Genomic DNA, 12,954 nt, shown 5'->3' with positions numbered 1-12,954 from the left:
TCCGGTCAGTGGGAGCGCAGGGCGTCTTGCAGCCCTTCGATCGGGTGGAAGCGCAGCTGCAGCTCGGCAAGCAGCAGGGTGCGCATGTCATGGCGGAAGGCCGTGCGCCAGCCGGGCTGGCCGTGCACGCGTTCAAAACGGGCGCCGAGCACCGCCGGCGCGGTGGCCAGCAGGCTGTGCTCGCGCGGGGTGAGGGTCTGTTCCATCACCGCATCGACCTCGGCCAGCCGTGCCAGCTCGGGTGAAGCCTGCACCAGCTGATCGCGCAGGCGGCCCCGCAGGCGCCCGGTGGCGGTCTGGATGGCCTGCTGCAGTACCCGGTAGCGCTGGCGCAGCGAGGCGAAGTTGGGTGCGGCGGCGGCTTCGGCCAGATCCAGCAGGCGCTCGGCCTCGGCATCCTCACTGATCGAGGCCAGCAGGCTGGCATGGGCCTGGGCGCAGTCGTCCAGCACATCCCCGGCCGCTTCGGTGGCCTCACCCGGCTCGGGCAGGCGTCCGCCGAGCGCCCCGGACAGGGCCACGGCACGGCTCCAGTCCACCCATTGGCCGAGGCGATCGGTCAGGGCGGGACTGCTGGCCGGCATCGCGCCGTCGCTGAGACGGGCGAGCAGGCGGAGGAATTCCGGTCCACCCAGGACCGGCTGCGCTGCTTTCGCCATCAAGGGGTGAGGGGCCAAAAACCGTTGATTTTACAACCAGATGACCCTGCCTGGATGAAGGCGGGGCGGGGGAGGGGACCCGCAGGCGCGACAAGGCTTAGAATGACCGGCTGCACCCATCCCGTTCGACCCTTGGAGTACCCAATGACTGTTGCGCAGTTCTACCCGATCGGCACCCCCGGACAGCCCTGGGGCGACGCGGAACGCGCACAGTGGCGGGCGCGCCAGCAGCGTCAGCGCAGCTACCACGACGACGTGGTGGCCGCCCTTGAACGCCTGGACGACAGTTTCGACGTGATCCAGTACGGCCAGCTGGACTATGCGCCGGACCATTACCCGCTGTTCGCCGTGGTCAACCACGACTGGAACCCGGCGCTGCCGACCGCGTTGATCACCGGTGGCGTGCATGGCTACGAGACCAGCGGCGTGCATGGCGCCCTGCAGTTCCTGGAACAGCAGGCCGAGCGTTACCTGGGCCGGCTGAACCTGATCGTGGCGCCGTGCGTCAGCCCGTGGGGCTACGAGCGCATCCAGCGCTGGAACCCGGATGCCATCGACCCGAACCGCAGCTTCCGTGACGGCGGCCAGATCGAGGAAGCCGCCGCGCTGATGCGCTGGGTGGCCGAGCGCAAGCCGAACCTGCTGGTGCACCTGGACCTGCACGAGACCACCGACAGCGACCTGCACGAGTTCGATCCGGCGCGCTGCGCCCGCGACGGCAAGCCGTTCGAGCGCGACACCATTCCGGATGGCTTCTACGTGATCGGCAACAGTGAAGATCCGCAGGCCGAGTTCCAGAAGGCCCTGATCGCCGCAGTGGCGCCCATCACCCACATCGCCCCGGCAGACGCCGAAGGCAACCTGGTCGGCCTGCCGCTGCAGTCGCCGGGCGTGGTCTGGGGCGAGTCGCGTTCGATCGGCGCCTGCGCCGGCTTCACCGACGCGCGCTTTGCCACCACCACCGAGGTCTACCCGGACAGCCCGCGCACCAACCCGCAGGAATGCAATGATGCGCAGGTGGCGGCGGTGTGCGCAGGCCTGGATTTCGCCCTGACGAAGTAAGGCACGTGGGTGTGCAAGCGGACCCGGCAGGTTCCTGCACGATGCGCCGGGTCACAGGATCGATTGTCGGGTTACGATCGGGCGATGACCACGACCAAGATTCTGCTCCGGCCATCACTCGTGTCGGTCCTGGTAGCGACGACCGCACTCGGTGGATGCAAGCTGTCGGCGCTCGATCTGACGCCGCCGCGGGTGATCCAGCTGTCCTGCAGCAGCACAAGCGCCACGCCCCAGGCGCCGATGGTGTTGATCCTGGACTCCGGCCAGGCGTCGGTGGTCTGGGTCAACCGTCCGAGCGCGCGCGCGGCAAGCTGGAGGTGGAGGCGAACCTGTATCGGCTGGATTTTCCTTCGATCGCTGGCGCGGGCAGGCTGCAGGCGGTGATCAACCGCTACGACGGTAGAATGGCGTTGAGCGGGCCTGGCACAGATGTGGCCGGCGCTGGCCAGCCGCAGATGTCCTGTGAGGTACAGCCTGTGCAGCCCAAGGTATGAACATGCCCGATACATCGTCTGATCTGATCGCCGTGCTTACCGGCGACCTGGTCAAGTCCACGGAGATGGACGCGGCCACCATTGATGACGTCCGTGAAGTGATTTCCGTTGCCGTGGCCCAGGCCATGGAGTGGCCTTTGCCGGGCATTGTCGGCCCCGAGTTCTACCGGGGCGACGCCTGGCAGCTGGCGGTCACCCAGCCGCACGGTTTCCTGAGGTTGGCGACCTGGATCAAGGCCAAGCTTGCCGCGTCGGAGTCGCGGGCGCGCACGCGGATCGCGATTGGACTGGGTACGGTAGAGGCATTGGACCGGAAGGCGGTGTCGCGTTCGCTGGGTGAGGCATTCGTGCTGTCCGGTCGGTTGCTTGAATCCATGGGGCGCACGCAGGACATGGACGTAGCCCTGCCAGTACAACGGGAGGATCTGTACTGGTTACCGGCAGTGGTGTCTGCCTGCGATGTTATTGTTGCGCGCTGGACACGCAGTCAGGCTGAGGTGGCGTCGTTGTTTCTGATCCCCGATGCCCCCTCGCAGTTGGAAGCTGCCAATGCGTTGAACCGGCACCGACAATCGGTGAACCGGGTCTATCACGATGCTGGCGTCTTTGCCTTGCTGGCGCTGATCACCGCGGCTGAACGTGCACTGATGCAGCCGTACGGGAGCATTCACGGTTCTGGAAAAGCAACTAAATAGCGTTGCTTTGGCTTAAGCAACTAAATTTCGTTGCTTTTCGCGGCGACTTGGCTATCGCGACGCGAGCCACAGGAAGGACTCACAGGCAGAAAGGACATGCTTGAAACGCTGCTCGTACTGTTGACCGCTCACCTTGTCGCCGATTTCGTGCTGCAGACCACGAAGATGATCGCGCGCAAGCAGGAACTGCATGGCCTGCTACTGCACGTAGCAGTGGTGCTGCTCGTCATCGCCGCGCTGACCGGTTCAATCAACCCGTGGGTCTATCTCATCATCGGTTTCAGCCATGCGGTGATGGACTGGATCAAGGTGCATTGGCTCCCCGATGGCGTGCACGCATTCGTCATTGACCAGTTGGTGCATATCGCCTTCATCGTGTTGATCGCGTTGATGTTCCCTCACGTTGCCCGCGATGGCTGGTACGGGATGATCCCGACCCAGGTCCAACTGTTGATGTATCAGGGCATGTCGATCGCGAGCGGCTTGATCCTGGTGGTCAACGTCGGCGGCGTCCTGGTGGAGAAGCTGCTTGCGCCGTTCACGGCAGGACTCAATATGGGAAGCGCCGAATCGGCGCCTACGACCGCAGCCGTGCAGGGCGACGATCACAAGGGCATGCAGACCGCAGGGCGCTATATCGGGCGGCTGGAAAGAGGCTTGATCTTCATGTTCCTGCTGCCGGGCCAGCCGGAGGGCGTGGGGTTGATGCTGGCCGCCAAATCGGTGCTGCGCTTCGCCGACCGGCAGGCGCGGGCACACACCGAATATGTGATCATCGGTACCATGCTGAGCTTCGGTTGGGCCATCGCCGCAACCATGTTGACCAAGCTCGCCATCTCGCATTGGCGCTAGCGGCTGCGGCGTTGTGGCACCGGGCCATGCCCGGCGGGTCGGGCGCGAGCTAACCCAGCAGGATCACGCCCCACACCGAGCCGACCATCAGCAGTGCGGTGGTCTGGGCGGCGCTGCCCATGTCCTTGGCGTTCTTGGAAAGTGGGTGGTGGTCAAGCGAGATGCGGTCGACCACCGCTTCGATGGCCGAGTTCAGCAGCTCCACCAGCAGGCTGATGAAGCAGACCGCCAGCACCACGGCGCGTTCGACTCGGCTGATGTCCAGCAGGAACGCGGTGGCGATCAGCAGCGCATGCAGCAGCAACAGCTGCCGGAAGGCCGCTTCGCCACGGAAGGTGGCGATGAAGCCGTCGCGCGAATGGATCAGCGTGTAGAAGATGCGGCGGAGGCCGGTCTTGCCATGCGGGTACTTGCCGCTGTCCTTGGGGGAGGGTGGCTGCATGCCGGTCCTGCCATGAAGTGATCTCACGACAGGATGTGCAGGCGGGCGTCGGGAAAGCGTCGGACGCCCGTTGGATTTTCCTTCAGCCGGCCTGGCGCTGCGCCTGGATGGTCTGGTCGAGGGCATCCAGATCGTCCGTCGGCGAGGCCAGCCAAGCCGGGTACGCCTCGGTCTCGACGAAGGCGGAGGATCGCAGCACATCATCGAACGCCGGATTGTCCTTCTCCGCATGGCTCAGCAGGCCGGACATCAGCGCGCAGATGCGGACGGCCGCCTGGAAGGCACCCTGCAGCGAACCGGCCGGCTCGGTGACCGTGTTGAGGAAGGCCGCATAGGCCGGGCCATCGAAGATGAAGTCCTCGCGCTGCTGGAAGGCTTCGCCGCTGAGATTGGTTTCGCCGGAGACGTGCCGGGAGAATCCCCAGGACCAGATGTCGAGGAAGCGCAGGTCATCCAGCATCCGGCGCGCATCGTCATTCAGTGGAACGGCGCCGGACAGCGCGTGCTCCAGCGTGGCCGCTGCGAACGGCTCGGTGCCCTGGTGGGCCAGGAAATCGCTCAGGCAGCGCAGTGCAGCGGGATGGTCCGGGTCCAGCTGCAGCGCCCGGTAGATCACCCGTGCGCCTTCCACGTGACGGCCCTGGGCGATGAAGATGTTGAGCGCGTGGTGGGCGAGCTGGTCGGCGTTGAGGTCGGCAATCCGGGTCATCGGGTCTGGCTGGCGTAGGTGAACGGTGGGCGCCAGTCTGACAGATCACTCATTCGGCCGGGCTGCGTGAATCGCGCATCGAGTAGATCACCGAGAAGATCTTCCAGCCCCGCTCGGTGCGGACCAGTTGCCACATCTCCTTGCCCCAGTTGGTCTTCACTCCATCGTCGTGGAAGCTGTAGTCAAACGACACCGAGGCCACATCGCCATCCGTTTCGATCTTCGTGTTGAAGAATTTCTCCTCCTTCGGTTTCGGCGACGCAACGACGCCGTCGATCAGCGCGATGAAGTTGTTGGCGGGAATCTGCCGTGCCTTGATCGCATCGGGCTTGGCCTTGCGGATGTCCTGCAGGCGCACATCCTCGGAGACAAACTGCCAGCCGATGTCTTCCGCCTTGTCCGAGAAGAACAGGCCCATGTAGGTCGGCTTGTCCTTGTTGATCAACGAGGTGCGGAACGATTCGACCACCTGTTCGATGGCTTTTTCATCAGCTGGACTGTGGGCTGGACTGTTGTTGCCGGCATGGCCTGGCGAGGCTGACAGCAGAAGCGCGAGGAGGGCGAGTGGTGCTCTTGATGTCTGCATCTGCAGCTTCCGGGGACAAGGGGATGCTGCCGGGACGTTTCGTCACATCGGTGCCCCGGCGCATCCCCTCATTCAACGATGCAGCGCGTCGATGATCAACCCGGTAGCAATCTCCACCAGCAGGTACTCGCTATCGGACTGCCGGACCCAACGCTGGTCGCGGCCCGGCTCGCGCAGGTGGTAGCGCGCATAGTCATCCACCCAGTAACGGCGGTCCACTTCCGCCCATGGCAGGCGCTCGCCGCGACGCCAGGCCTTCTTCTGCCAGCCCGGCGGCGGCGCATCGCGGTTGTGCGGGCCACCGGCGTGCGGCGGTGGCCCGTTGCCGCGCGCATGGTGCGGAGGATCGGCGAAGGCCGGTGCCGCGGCCAGCGCGGCAGCCGTGGTCAAAACGATGGCGAACAAGCGTGCGGTGTTCATCGCAACCTCCGGGCTTGCCGCTGCATGCGGCGTCGTGCCGTGAAGTATGGATCAGGGAGTGTGAACGGACTTTTGAGCTGTCACCGTTGCAGCTGGGCGCATTCCACGGCGTTGCAACTGGTGGCTCGGGCACGACGCAGCGGCCTCCGGCATGGCTGCCTCAGGCGCGCTCGCGTACCTCATACCAGTCGCGCGATCGGTTCACGATCTTGACCACCGAAAGCATCACGGGTACTTCAATCAGCACCCCCACCACCGTGGCCAGCGCCGCACCGGAGTGGACACCGAACAGGCCCACGGCCGTCGCCACCGCCAGTTCGAAGAAGTTGCTGGCGCCGATCAGTGCCGACGGCCCGGCCACACAATGCGCCACACCCAGGCGCCGGTTGAGCAGGTAGGCCAGGCCGGAGGTGAAATAGACCTGGATCAGGATCGGGACCGCGATCACCGCAATCACCAGCGGCTGCTGCACGATCTGCTGGCCCTGGAACCCGAACAGCAGCACCAGCGTCAGCAGCAGCGCCAACAGTGACAGTGGCCCCAGCCGGCGCAGCGCCGTCTGCAGCCCGGATTCGCCATGGCGTGACAGGATCCAGCGCCGCAGCACCGCGGCCACCAGCACCGGCGCCACGATGTACAGGCCGACCGACAGCAGCAACGTATCCCACGGCACGGTGATGGCCGACAGCCCCAGCAGCAGCGCCACCACGGGTGCATAGGCCACCACCATGATCGCGTCGTTCAGTGCCACCTGGCTCAGCGTGAAGTTGGCATCGCCGCGGCACAGGTTGCTCCACACGAACACCATGGCCGTGCAAGGCGCGGCGGCCAGCAGGATCAGGCCGGCGATATAGCTGTCGATCTGGCCGGCGGGCAGCCAGTCCGCAAAGACGTGGCGCAGGAAGAGCCAGCCCAGCAGCGCCATCGAGAACGGCTTCACCGCCCAGTTGATGAACAGCGTCACCCCGATGCCTTTCCAGTGCTGCCCCAGCTGGCGCATCGCACCGAAATCCACCCGCAGCAGCATCGGAATGATCATCAGCCAGATCAGCACCGCCACCGGAAGGTTGACCTTGGCCACTTCAGCCGCCGCCAGGGAGGCGAAAGCACCTGGCAGGAAGTGCCCGAGCAGCGTGCCGACGATGATGCACAGCGCGACCCAGAGCGTCAGGTGGCGCTCGAACAGGCCCATGGGTGCCGCTGTGCTCATGGCGAGCGCGCTGCCGGCAGCAGATGGCCGATCTGGTCCAGCGCCTGCTGCAGCATTCCGCGGTCCTGCCACACGTGCCCGGGCAGCGCCAGCAGGGCCTGCACGCGTGCCTTCACGATGGCATGCGCGTGGGCGAAGGCGGCAGCCTTGTCGGCATCGCTGCCCTCTGCCTCGGCTGGGTCCGGCAGACCCCAATGGCTGCGGATGAAATCACCAAACACTACGGGGCAGGCTTCCGCTGCCGCTGCATCGCAGACGGTGATCACCAGATCCATCGGAGCCGCGTCGGCGAACTCATCCCAGGATTTGCTGCGCAGTCCCACGACCGGCATGCCTTCGGCGCGAAGCTGTGCAAGCGCGAACGGATTGACCTGGCCGGTCGGGTGGCTGCCGGCACTGTAGGCCGTGAAGCGGCCGCCGCCCCATGCGCGCAGGGTGGCTTCGGCCAGCACACTGCGGGCGCTGTTGCCGGTGCAGAGAAACAGGATGGAGCGGGACATGATGGCGTTTCCGAATCAGCAGCTGCAGGGATTGCCCAACGGCGCGCACTGTTCGCTGGGCGAACCGGCGCAGCAGTTGTGCGTGAGGTACTCGATCAGGCCGGTCATTGCGCTGAAATTCGCGCGGTAGCAGACGTGGCGGCCCCGGCTCTCGCTCTCGACCAGTCCTGCCTGTACCAGCTCCTTCAGGTGGAAGCTGAGGGTGGCGGGAGGAACCTGGAGGGCTGTGGCGATGTCCCCGGCCATGCGACCGGCCGGGCCGGCTTCGACCAGCAGGCGGAAGGCTGCCAGGCGGGTGGCGTGGCCGAGTGCGGTGAGCGCAGCGATTGCATTTGATGTTTCCATATTTCTAGAATAGTCGAATGAACAAGTCGATCACAAGTCCTTCGCTGCCCCATCTGAGGGAGGCTTCGCTTCCCCAGCCAGATCACCAGCGGTTAGCGGCCGAACGCCAGGGACCGCCACGCATCCTGCTGCTGTATGGCTCACTGCGTCCGCAATCGTTCAGCCGCAAGCTGGCACTGGAGGCCGAACGCCTGCTGCAGCATCTGGGCTGCGAAACGCGCGTGTTCGATCCACATGCCTTGCCGCTGCTGGACAGCGTGGACAAGGGGCATCCGGAAGTGCAGCGGCTGCGCGAGTGGTCGCACTGGTCGGAAGGGCAGGTGTGGGTCAGCCCGGAGCGGCACGGCACGGTGACCGGCGTGTTCAAGAACCAGATCGACTGGCTGCCACTGGAAGACGGCAGCGTGCGGCCGACCCAGGGCCGGACGCTGGCGGTGATGCAGGTCTGCGGCGGTTCGCAGTCGTTCAACACGGTCAATACGCTGCGGGTACTGGGCCGCTGGATGCGCATGCTGACCATTCCCAACCAGTCGTCGGTGGCCAAGGCCTGGCAGGAGTTCGACGAAGACGGGCGGATGAAGCCTTCGCCCTACTACGATCGTGTGGTGGATGTGGTCGAAGAACTGGTGAAGTTCACGCTGCTCACCCGCGGCCGCGCCGACTACCTCGTGGACCGTTACAGCGAGCGCAAGGGCGATGCGTTGGCGGTGGAGCTGGCGCGGGCGGCGGGAGCGACCGGCGTCTGACTAGAACTTCACGCGCATGCCGCCGTTGGCCACGAAACCCTCCAACGGCGCCCAGGCATCCACCGTCCACTGCCCGTCGTCGGCGCGGCGTGGGCGCAACATCGGGTTGTAGCCGCTCTGTCGCACGTTGAGCAGGTTTTCCAGGTTGAGGAACAGGCTGACCTTGCCCAATACGATTTCACCCAGAGCGCCCAGCTCTACATACGGCCGGCTGCGCTGGCGCCACGGGTTGTCATCCAGTACCTGGATTCCGGTGTAGTACGCCTCAAGACCCACCCGGCCCCGGCCATGCTGCTCCCACATCGCGACCAGTCCGGCAGTATGGCGTGGAGTCAGTGCGACCGTCCTGCGGCCAACTCCCTCCACGCCGGGCTCCCGCGCGTCGGTGTAGACGTAGCTGCCGGTCACCGTGACGTCCTGCCAGCGGTAGCGCAGCAACAGTTCGCTGCCACGTGTGCGGGTCATGCCCTGCACACTCACCAGTTGCACGCGCTCGCCGGGCATCGTCGTGGAATCAACCAATCGGACCGCATGATCGATGTTCGATGCGAACAGGCTCAGATTCGCTTCCCAGGCACCCTGCGCATAGCCGACATCGATGGCACCGGTGGTCGCCGTCTCGGCGCGCAGGCCTTGTAGTGGTTCGAGTCGTGACAATCCTGCAGCCTCGATCCCTTCCACGAAGGGCGTGGGTGCATGGAATCCCTTGCCCAGCGATGCACGCACGGTCCAGTCGCGAGGGCGGAACAGCAGTGACAGGCGCGGGCTGAAGTGGTTGCCATAGGCACTGTGCTCATCCCAGCGTGCGCTGCCTGACAGGATCAGATCATCGAGCAGCGTCTGCTCTGCCTGTACGAATACAGCGGGTACCGTATAGCGGTAGTCGAAGGACTGGAACTGGCGCGAGCGGAAGCGGTCCTGCTGCGCGGCCACGCCAGCCAGCCAATTCGTGTTGCCGAAACCTGAGCCATAGCTCAACTCGGCGAAGCCGGTCTGATGGGTGTCGTTTTCCGGCGATGCGCCGTAGCGGTGCCGATGGCGTGTGGTCATTGCCGAAGCGCGCAGCTGCAGGCGATCACTTTCACGCATGGGCAGTTCGACCACCGCGCCAGCGTCATAGCGTTCGGTGTGCTGGGTCAATGTGAAGGGCTGCCCATCAGCCACAACCCGGCCGGGCAGGGTGCCGCCCTGGCGGTTTTCCCGGGTAGCACCCGCGGTCAGCAACGCACGCGCGCCGTCTTCCGATTCCCAGAACACGCGCGGGCGCAGGGTCATGCGTTCGTAGCCAGGCATGTCCGCCCACCCGTCGCCATCCAGGTCCTGCCGATCCTGGCGGTGATAGCCGCCCACCATCGACAGGCCCCAGTGTCCGCCCAACGGGCCGGCCACATAGCCGGTAAGGTCCTGGCCGCCACGGCTGGTGGCATTGAGCAGTACTTCGGCCTCGCGGGTGTCGCGAGTGCGGCGCGAGATCAGGTTGACCACGCCGCCCAGCGCAGCCGGCCCATACAGCGCCGAAGCACTGCCCTTGATGATCTCCACACTTCCCAGATCCGTAGGCGGGATCTGCAGCAGGCCGATGGAAGACGATTGCCCTCCATACAACGGCAGACCGTCTGCAAGCAGCTGCGTGTAGCGTCCGCGAAGTCCCTGTATGCGGATGTTCGATCCGCCCATGCCTGGCGAGGTGTTCTGCACGCGCACGCCGGCGGTCTCGGCGACCAGCATCGATACGTTGCCGGGCGACATCAGCTGTTTTTCTTCGATCTCTTCCTGCGATACCACGTCCACGCGGATGGGCTCGTCCGATACCCGGCGCCCCGAGCGTGTGGACTGCACCGTCACCGCGTCCAGTTCCACTGCTTCGTCGCCATGGCCTTCATGCGCCGCAGGAGGCTCATGCGCGAAAACGGGGGCGGTGCTGGCAAGGAGTGCAGTAGTGAGTGCCAGGAACAGGGGCGTGGAACGCAGGTACTGGGGCATGGTGTCGTCAGGGCGGCCAGGCCGCACGGTGGCGAAGTGACCCGGCGTTGTAAACCTTGAAGCGGCTACAAGGTCAAGCTGCCGGTGTGGGCCGCAGGGCTTCCAGTACCCGGCATTCGGCCACGCGCCCGCCGGGGCAGTTGCCGATCATCCGCTGCAGTTCGCCCTGCAGCACTTGCAGGTCGGCAATCCTGCGCGCGATGTCGGCAATGTGCGCCTTCACCACGTCATCCACCGAACTGCACTGGTGCTCGCGTTGTTCGCCGAAGGCGATCAGTTCGCGGATCTGCTCGATGGCGAACCCCAGCTCGCGCGCACGGCGCACGAATGCCAGCCGCCGTTGGTCCTGTGCGTCGTAGCAGCGGTAGTTGCCCTGCGAACGCAGCGGCGGCTGCAGCAGGCCGATCTTTTCGTAATAGCGGATGGTCTCTGCCTTGGTGCCTGTCTGGCGGGCCAACTGGCCGATGGTGAGTGGGGCTGTCATGGGCTTGACCTTGTAGGGGCTACAAGGTTGATAAAGGCAGCTCCCTTTCATTTCAAGCCCGGGCACGCCCGGCGGAGCGCCCCCATGGACCAGTGCTGCGGCCACAAGCGCCAGGAGCTGGCATCGATAGCGCTGCACAGCGCCCAGCGGCGGGTGCTGGTGGCGGTGCTGGCAATCAACCTGGCGATGTTCTTCATCGAGTTCGGCGCGGGCCTTGCCGCGCGATCCAGCGCCCTGCAGGCCGATGCGGTCGACATGCTGGGTGATGCCATCGTCTATGGCCTGAGCCTGTGGGCGGTAAACCGGGGCGCGCTGGGAAGCGGGCGCGGCGCTGGCCAAGGGCCTGCTGATCCTGGCCTTCTTCGTGTTCATCGTGTTCGAAGTGGCCGGCAAGCTGGTCAACGGCGTGCCACCGTCCAGCACGCTGATGTTGATGTTCGGTGGCATTGCCCTGGTGGCGAACCTCACCTGCCTGGCGCTGCTGTGGCGTTTCCGCAGCTTGAACATCAACATGAAGAGCACGTTCGAGTGCTCGCGCAATGACGTGGCCGCGAACCTGGGCGTGCTGGTAGCCGCAGGTGGCGTGGCGATGACCGGGCGCGGCTGGCCGGACATTGTCGTCGGTGCGGTGATCGCCCTGTTGTTCCTGAGGTCGGCAGTGGGCGTGATCGCGGAAGCGTGGCCGGCATGGCGGGCAGCACGCCGACAGTGACTCAGTTGCGGTGGTGCCTGCTTGGGCAGATCGCCACCTGTTGGCTGCGCTGATCGATCAGCACCACCGCTTCCTGCAGCGCATGGGCGCCCACCACCGCTTCGGGATAGCGCTCGGACACCCGTACGTGCAGCCCCTGCAGTGCCAGGCCGCCAATCAATACGGTGGCATCCAGCCGTGCGCGTCCGCCATCGACCTCGCCGTGACTGAGGGTCAGTCGATCCCCGGTGGTCACTGCGATACCGGCGGCCTGCCGGAAGAGTGCGGTGGGCAGCACCATCGCGACGTTGGCGCCGGTGTCCAGCTGCGCCTCCGTGCTGACTGCTCCAATCTTCACCGGGATGCGGAAGGCGCGTGCATAGGCCAGCGTGTCTGGTTGCGCGGGCAGGAGATCGATGTCGCGGCGGAACTGCAGGCGCCGTTGCGGGTAATCGATGATCAGCACGCCATCAGCGAAGAATCCGCGCGCAAGGATGCCGTCGAACACTGCGTCTTTGGATTGCCGTGCGTTGTAGTCGCGGGTGAGCGCGGTCACGTCGCTGTGGCGCAGCCCTCCGAGCGCGAGGGCGTTGATGCGCACCGTATCGGCCCAGGCTGTCTGCACGCCGTCGGAGTGGCGGGTGCTGGCGTCCGCCGGCAGCGCCAGTTGACGCACCAGGCGCGCGTCCGCGCGGGCCATGCCGCTGGCGCCGGTATCGATGGCGAAGCGGTACGGGCCGCTGCCGTTGACCTGCACCTGCACATGGATGCGCCCGTCGATGACGTCAAAGGGAACGTCGATGATGCGCTCGCCCGGGCGGGCGGGGAGGGTACAGGTGCTATCCGCCACGGGTGAGGCGAGGGTGGCCACGGGAAGCGTCAGCAGAGTGAGGATGGCGATGGCAGTGCTGCGCCAACGGCGAGTGCCAAGTGCGGTACGGCGATGCGGGGGAATGCGCCTCATGATCCTGTTCCATGGGTGTCCAGGATCTTCTGATGCGTGAGGGATGCAGACGGTTGCAGGTGTTTCCTGCCCGCAGGCTGCTCCGAAAGCTGTCGCGGTAATCGGCTGGATC

General features: G+C 65.5%; 17 protein-coding genes and 1 pseudogene. 7 read left to right on the top strand and 11 right to left on the bottom strand.

Annotation, left to right across the window (positions count from 1 at the left end):
- Positions 1–5: 5 nt before the first annotated feature.
- Complete coding sequence (locus ACZK2V_RS13005; protein WP_486322450.1) at positions 6–659, bottom strand: DUF3348 family protein; 654 nt, start codon at positions 657–659, stop codon at positions 6–8.
- 144 nt (positions 660–803) lie between these two features.
- On the opposite strand from ACZK2V_RS13005, the gene ACZK2V_RS13000 reads away from it, so the two are divergent.
- From ACZK2V_RS13000 to ACZK2V_RS12985, 4 genes are all read left to right on the top strand, one after another.
- Positions 804–1,721, top strand: a complete 918-nt coding sequence (locus ACZK2V_RS13000) for a M14 family metallopeptidase (RefSeq protein ID WP_032129976.1) — start codon at positions 804–806, stop codon at positions 1,719–1,721.
- 84 nt (positions 1,722–1,805) lie between these two features.
- Positions 1,806–2,105, top strand: a complete 300-nt coding sequence (locus ACZK2V_RS12995; protein WP_486322449.1) for a hypothetical protein — start codon at positions 1,806–1,808, stop codon at positions 2,103–2,105.
- Positions 2,106–2,211: 106 nt separating this feature from the next.
- Positions 2,212–2,910 carry a hypothetical protein gene (locus ACZK2V_RS12990; protein WP_154352712.1) on the top strand — a complete coding sequence of 233 codons (699 nt, stop codon included), beginning with the start codon at positions 2,212–2,214 and terminating at the stop codon, positions 2,908–2,910.
- A gap of 96 nt (positions 2,911–3,006) precedes the next feature.
- Positions 3,007–3,762, top strand: coding sequence for a DUF3307 domain-containing protein (locus ACZK2V_RS12985; RefSeq protein ID WP_154352711.1), 756 nt, complete (start codon positions 3,007–3,009; stop codon positions 3,760–3,762).
- Between the two features lie 49 nt (positions 3,763–3,811).
- Here ACZK2V_RS12985 and ACZK2V_RS12980 read toward each other — a convergent pair whose 3' ends face one another.
- The 7 genes from ACZK2V_RS12980 to ACZK2V_RS12950 all read right to left on the bottom strand — a co-directional run bounded on the left by ACZK2V_RS12980 (position 3,812) and on the right by ACZK2V_RS12950 (position 7,974).
- Complete coding sequence (locus tag ACZK2V_RS12980; protein WP_486322448.1) at positions 3,812–4,204, bottom strand: diacylglycerol kinase; 393 nt, start codon at positions 4,202–4,204, stop codon at positions 3,812–3,814.
- 82 nt (positions 4,205–4,286) lie between these two features.
- Positions 4,287–4,913 carry a hypothetical protein gene (locus tag ACZK2V_RS12975; protein WP_486322447.1) on the bottom strand — a complete coding sequence of 209 codons (627 nt, stop codon included), beginning with the start codon at positions 4,911–4,913 and terminating at the stop codon, positions 4,287–4,289.
- 49 nt (positions 4,914–4,962) lie between these two features.
- Positions 4,963–5,499: a Cif family virulence factor gene (locus tag ACZK2V_RS12970; protein WP_329809938.1), complete on the bottom strand. Its 537-nt coding sequence runs from the start codon at positions 5,497–5,499 to the stop codon at positions 4,963–4,965.
- A 72-nt stretch (positions 5,500–5,571) separates the two neighbouring features.
- Positions 5,572–5,919, bottom strand: coding sequence for an RcnB family protein (locus ACZK2V_RS12965; RefSeq protein ID WP_180844400.1), 348 nt, complete (start codon positions 5,917–5,919; stop codon positions 5,572–5,574).
- A 160-nt stretch (positions 5,920–6,079) separates the two neighbouring features.
- Positions 6,080–7,111: an ACR3 family arsenite efflux transporter gene (arsB, locus tag ACZK2V_RS12960; RefSeq protein ID WP_486323326.1), complete on the bottom strand. Its 1,032-nt coding sequence runs from the start codon at positions 7,109–7,111 to the stop codon at positions 6,080–6,082.
- 14 nt (positions 7,112–7,125) lie between these two features.
- Entirely contained in the window at positions 7,126–7,629 is a 504-nt protein-coding gene (locus tag ACZK2V_RS12955) for an arsenate reductase ArsC (protein ID WP_486322446.1), read from the bottom strand.
- Positions 7,630–7,644: 15 nt separating this feature from the next.
- Entirely contained in the window at positions 7,645–7,974 is a 330-nt protein-coding gene (locus tag ACZK2V_RS12950; protein ID WP_110712550.1) for an ArsR/SmtB family transcription factor, read from the bottom strand.
- 17 nt (positions 7,975–7,991) lie between these two features.
- Here ACZK2V_RS12950 and arsH point away from each other — a divergent pair, with 17 nt between their 5' ends.
- Positions 7,992–8,720, top strand: a complete 729-nt coding sequence (gene arsH / locus ACZK2V_RS12945; RefSeq protein ID WP_423174212.1) for an arsenical resistance protein ArsH — start codon at positions 7,992–7,994, stop codon at positions 8,718–8,720.
- Here arsH and ACZK2V_RS12940 read toward each other — a convergent pair whose 3' ends face one another.
- Together ACZK2V_RS12940 and ACZK2V_RS12935 are read right to left on the bottom strand one after the other, a co-directional pair.
- Complete coding sequence (locus ACZK2V_RS12940; RefSeq protein WP_486322445.1) at positions 8,721–10,703, bottom strand: TonB-dependent receptor plug domain-containing protein; 1,983 nt, start codon at positions 10,701–10,703, stop codon at positions 8,721–8,723. It lies immediately after the preceding gene.
- 73 nt (positions 10,704–10,776) lie between these two features.
- On the bottom strand, positions 10,777–11,187 hold the full coding sequence (locus tag ACZK2V_RS12935) for a MerR family transcriptional regulator (RefSeq protein ID WP_277778474.1): 411 nt from the start codon (positions 11,185–11,187) through the stop codon (positions 10,777–10,779).
- A gap of 84 nt (positions 11,188–11,271) precedes the next feature.
- Here ACZK2V_RS12935 and ACZK2V_RS12930 point away from each other — a divergent pair.
- Positions 11,272–11,430 (top strand): annotated as a pseudogene (locus ACZK2V_RS12930) (cation transporter); the annotation flags it as partial.
- A 121-nt stretch (positions 11,431–11,551) separates the two neighbouring features.
- A complete protein-coding gene (locus tag ACZK2V_RS12925; RefSeq protein ID WP_486322444.1) occupies positions 11,552–11,899 on the top strand; it encodes a cation efflux transmembrane domain-containing protein in 348 nt (115 codons plus the stop codon).
- Between the two features lies 1 nt (position 11,900).
- Here the strand turns inward: ACZK2V_RS12925 and ACZK2V_RS12920 are convergent, their stop codons facing one another.
- Positions 11,901–12,842, bottom strand: coding sequence for an aspartyl protease family protein (locus ACZK2V_RS12920; RefSeq protein ID WP_486322443.1), 942 nt, complete (start codon positions 12,840–12,842; stop codon positions 11,901–11,903).
- Positions 12,843–12,954 lie beyond the last annotated feature (112 nt).

This window comes from Stenotrophomonas sp. 93052_Sma (genome assembly GCF_056481145.1).
The sequence above is the reverse complement of the archived record's forward strand: the minus strand, read 5'-3'. Positions and strand labels throughout refer to the sequence as shown.

Excerpts from the sequence above, each read along its gene's own strand:
- ACZK2V_RS13005 (WP_486322450.1), bottom strand. The coding sequence starts at position 659 with ATGGCGAAAGCAGCGCAGCCGGTCCTGGGTGGACCGGAATTCCTCCGC.
- ACZK2V_RS13000 (WP_032129976.1), top strand. The coding sequence starts at position 804 with ATGACTGTTGCGCAGTTCTACCCGATCGGCACCCCCGGACAGCCCTGG.
- ACZK2V_RS12995 (WP_486322449.1), top strand. The coding sequence starts at position 1,806 with ATGACCACGACCAAGATTCTGCTCCGGCCATCACTCGTGTCGGTCCTG.
- ACZK2V_RS12990 (WP_154352712.1), top strand. The coding sequence starts at position 2,212 with ATGAACATGCCCGATACATCGTCTGATCTGATCGCCGTGCTTACCGGC.
- ACZK2V_RS12985 (WP_154352711.1), top strand. The coding sequence starts at position 3,007 with ATGCTTGAAACGCTGCTCGTACTGTTGACCGCTCACCTTGTCGCCGAT.
- ACZK2V_RS12980 (WP_486322448.1), bottom strand. The coding sequence starts at position 4,204 with ATGCAGCCACCCTCCCCCAAGGACAGCGGCAAGTACCCGCATGGCAAG.
- ACZK2V_RS12975 (WP_486322447.1), bottom strand. The coding sequence starts at position 4,913 with ATGACCCGGATTGCCGACCTCAACGCCGACCAGCTCGCCCACCACGCG.
- ACZK2V_RS12970 (WP_329809938.1), bottom strand. The coding sequence starts at position 5,499 with ATGCAGACATCAAGAGCACCACTCGCCCTCCTCGCGCTTCTGCTGTCA.
- ACZK2V_RS12965 (WP_180844400.1), bottom strand. The coding sequence starts at position 5,919 with ATGAACACCGCACGCTTGTTCGCCATCGTTTTGACCACGGCTGCCGCG.
- arsB (WP_486323326.1), bottom strand. The coding sequence starts at position 7,111 with ATGGGCCTGTTCGAGCGCCACCTGACGCTCTGGGTCGCGCTGTGCATC.
- ACZK2V_RS12955 (WP_486322446.1), bottom strand. The coding sequence starts at position 7,629 with ATGTCCCGCTCCATCCTGTTTCTCTGCACCGGCAACAGCGCCCGCAGT.
- ACZK2V_RS12950 (WP_110712550.1), bottom strand. The coding sequence starts at position 7,974 with ATGGAAACATCAAATGCAATCGCTGCGCTCACCGCACTCGGCCACGCC.
- arsH (WP_423174212.1), top strand. The coding sequence starts at position 7,992 with ATGAACAAGTCGATCACAAGTCCTTCGCTGCCCCATCTGAGGGAGGCT.
- ACZK2V_RS12940 (WP_486322445.1), bottom strand. The coding sequence starts at position 10,703 with ATGCCCCAGTACCTGCGTTCCACGCCCCTGTTCCTGGCACTCACTACT.
- ACZK2V_RS12935 (WP_277778474.1), bottom strand. The coding sequence starts at position 11,187 with ATGACAGCCCCACTCACCATCGGCCAGTTGGCCCGCCAGACAGGCACC.
- ACZK2V_RS12920 (WP_486322443.1), bottom strand. The coding sequence starts at position 12,842 with ATGAGGCGCATTCCCCCGCATCGCCGTACCGCACTTGGCACTCGCCGT.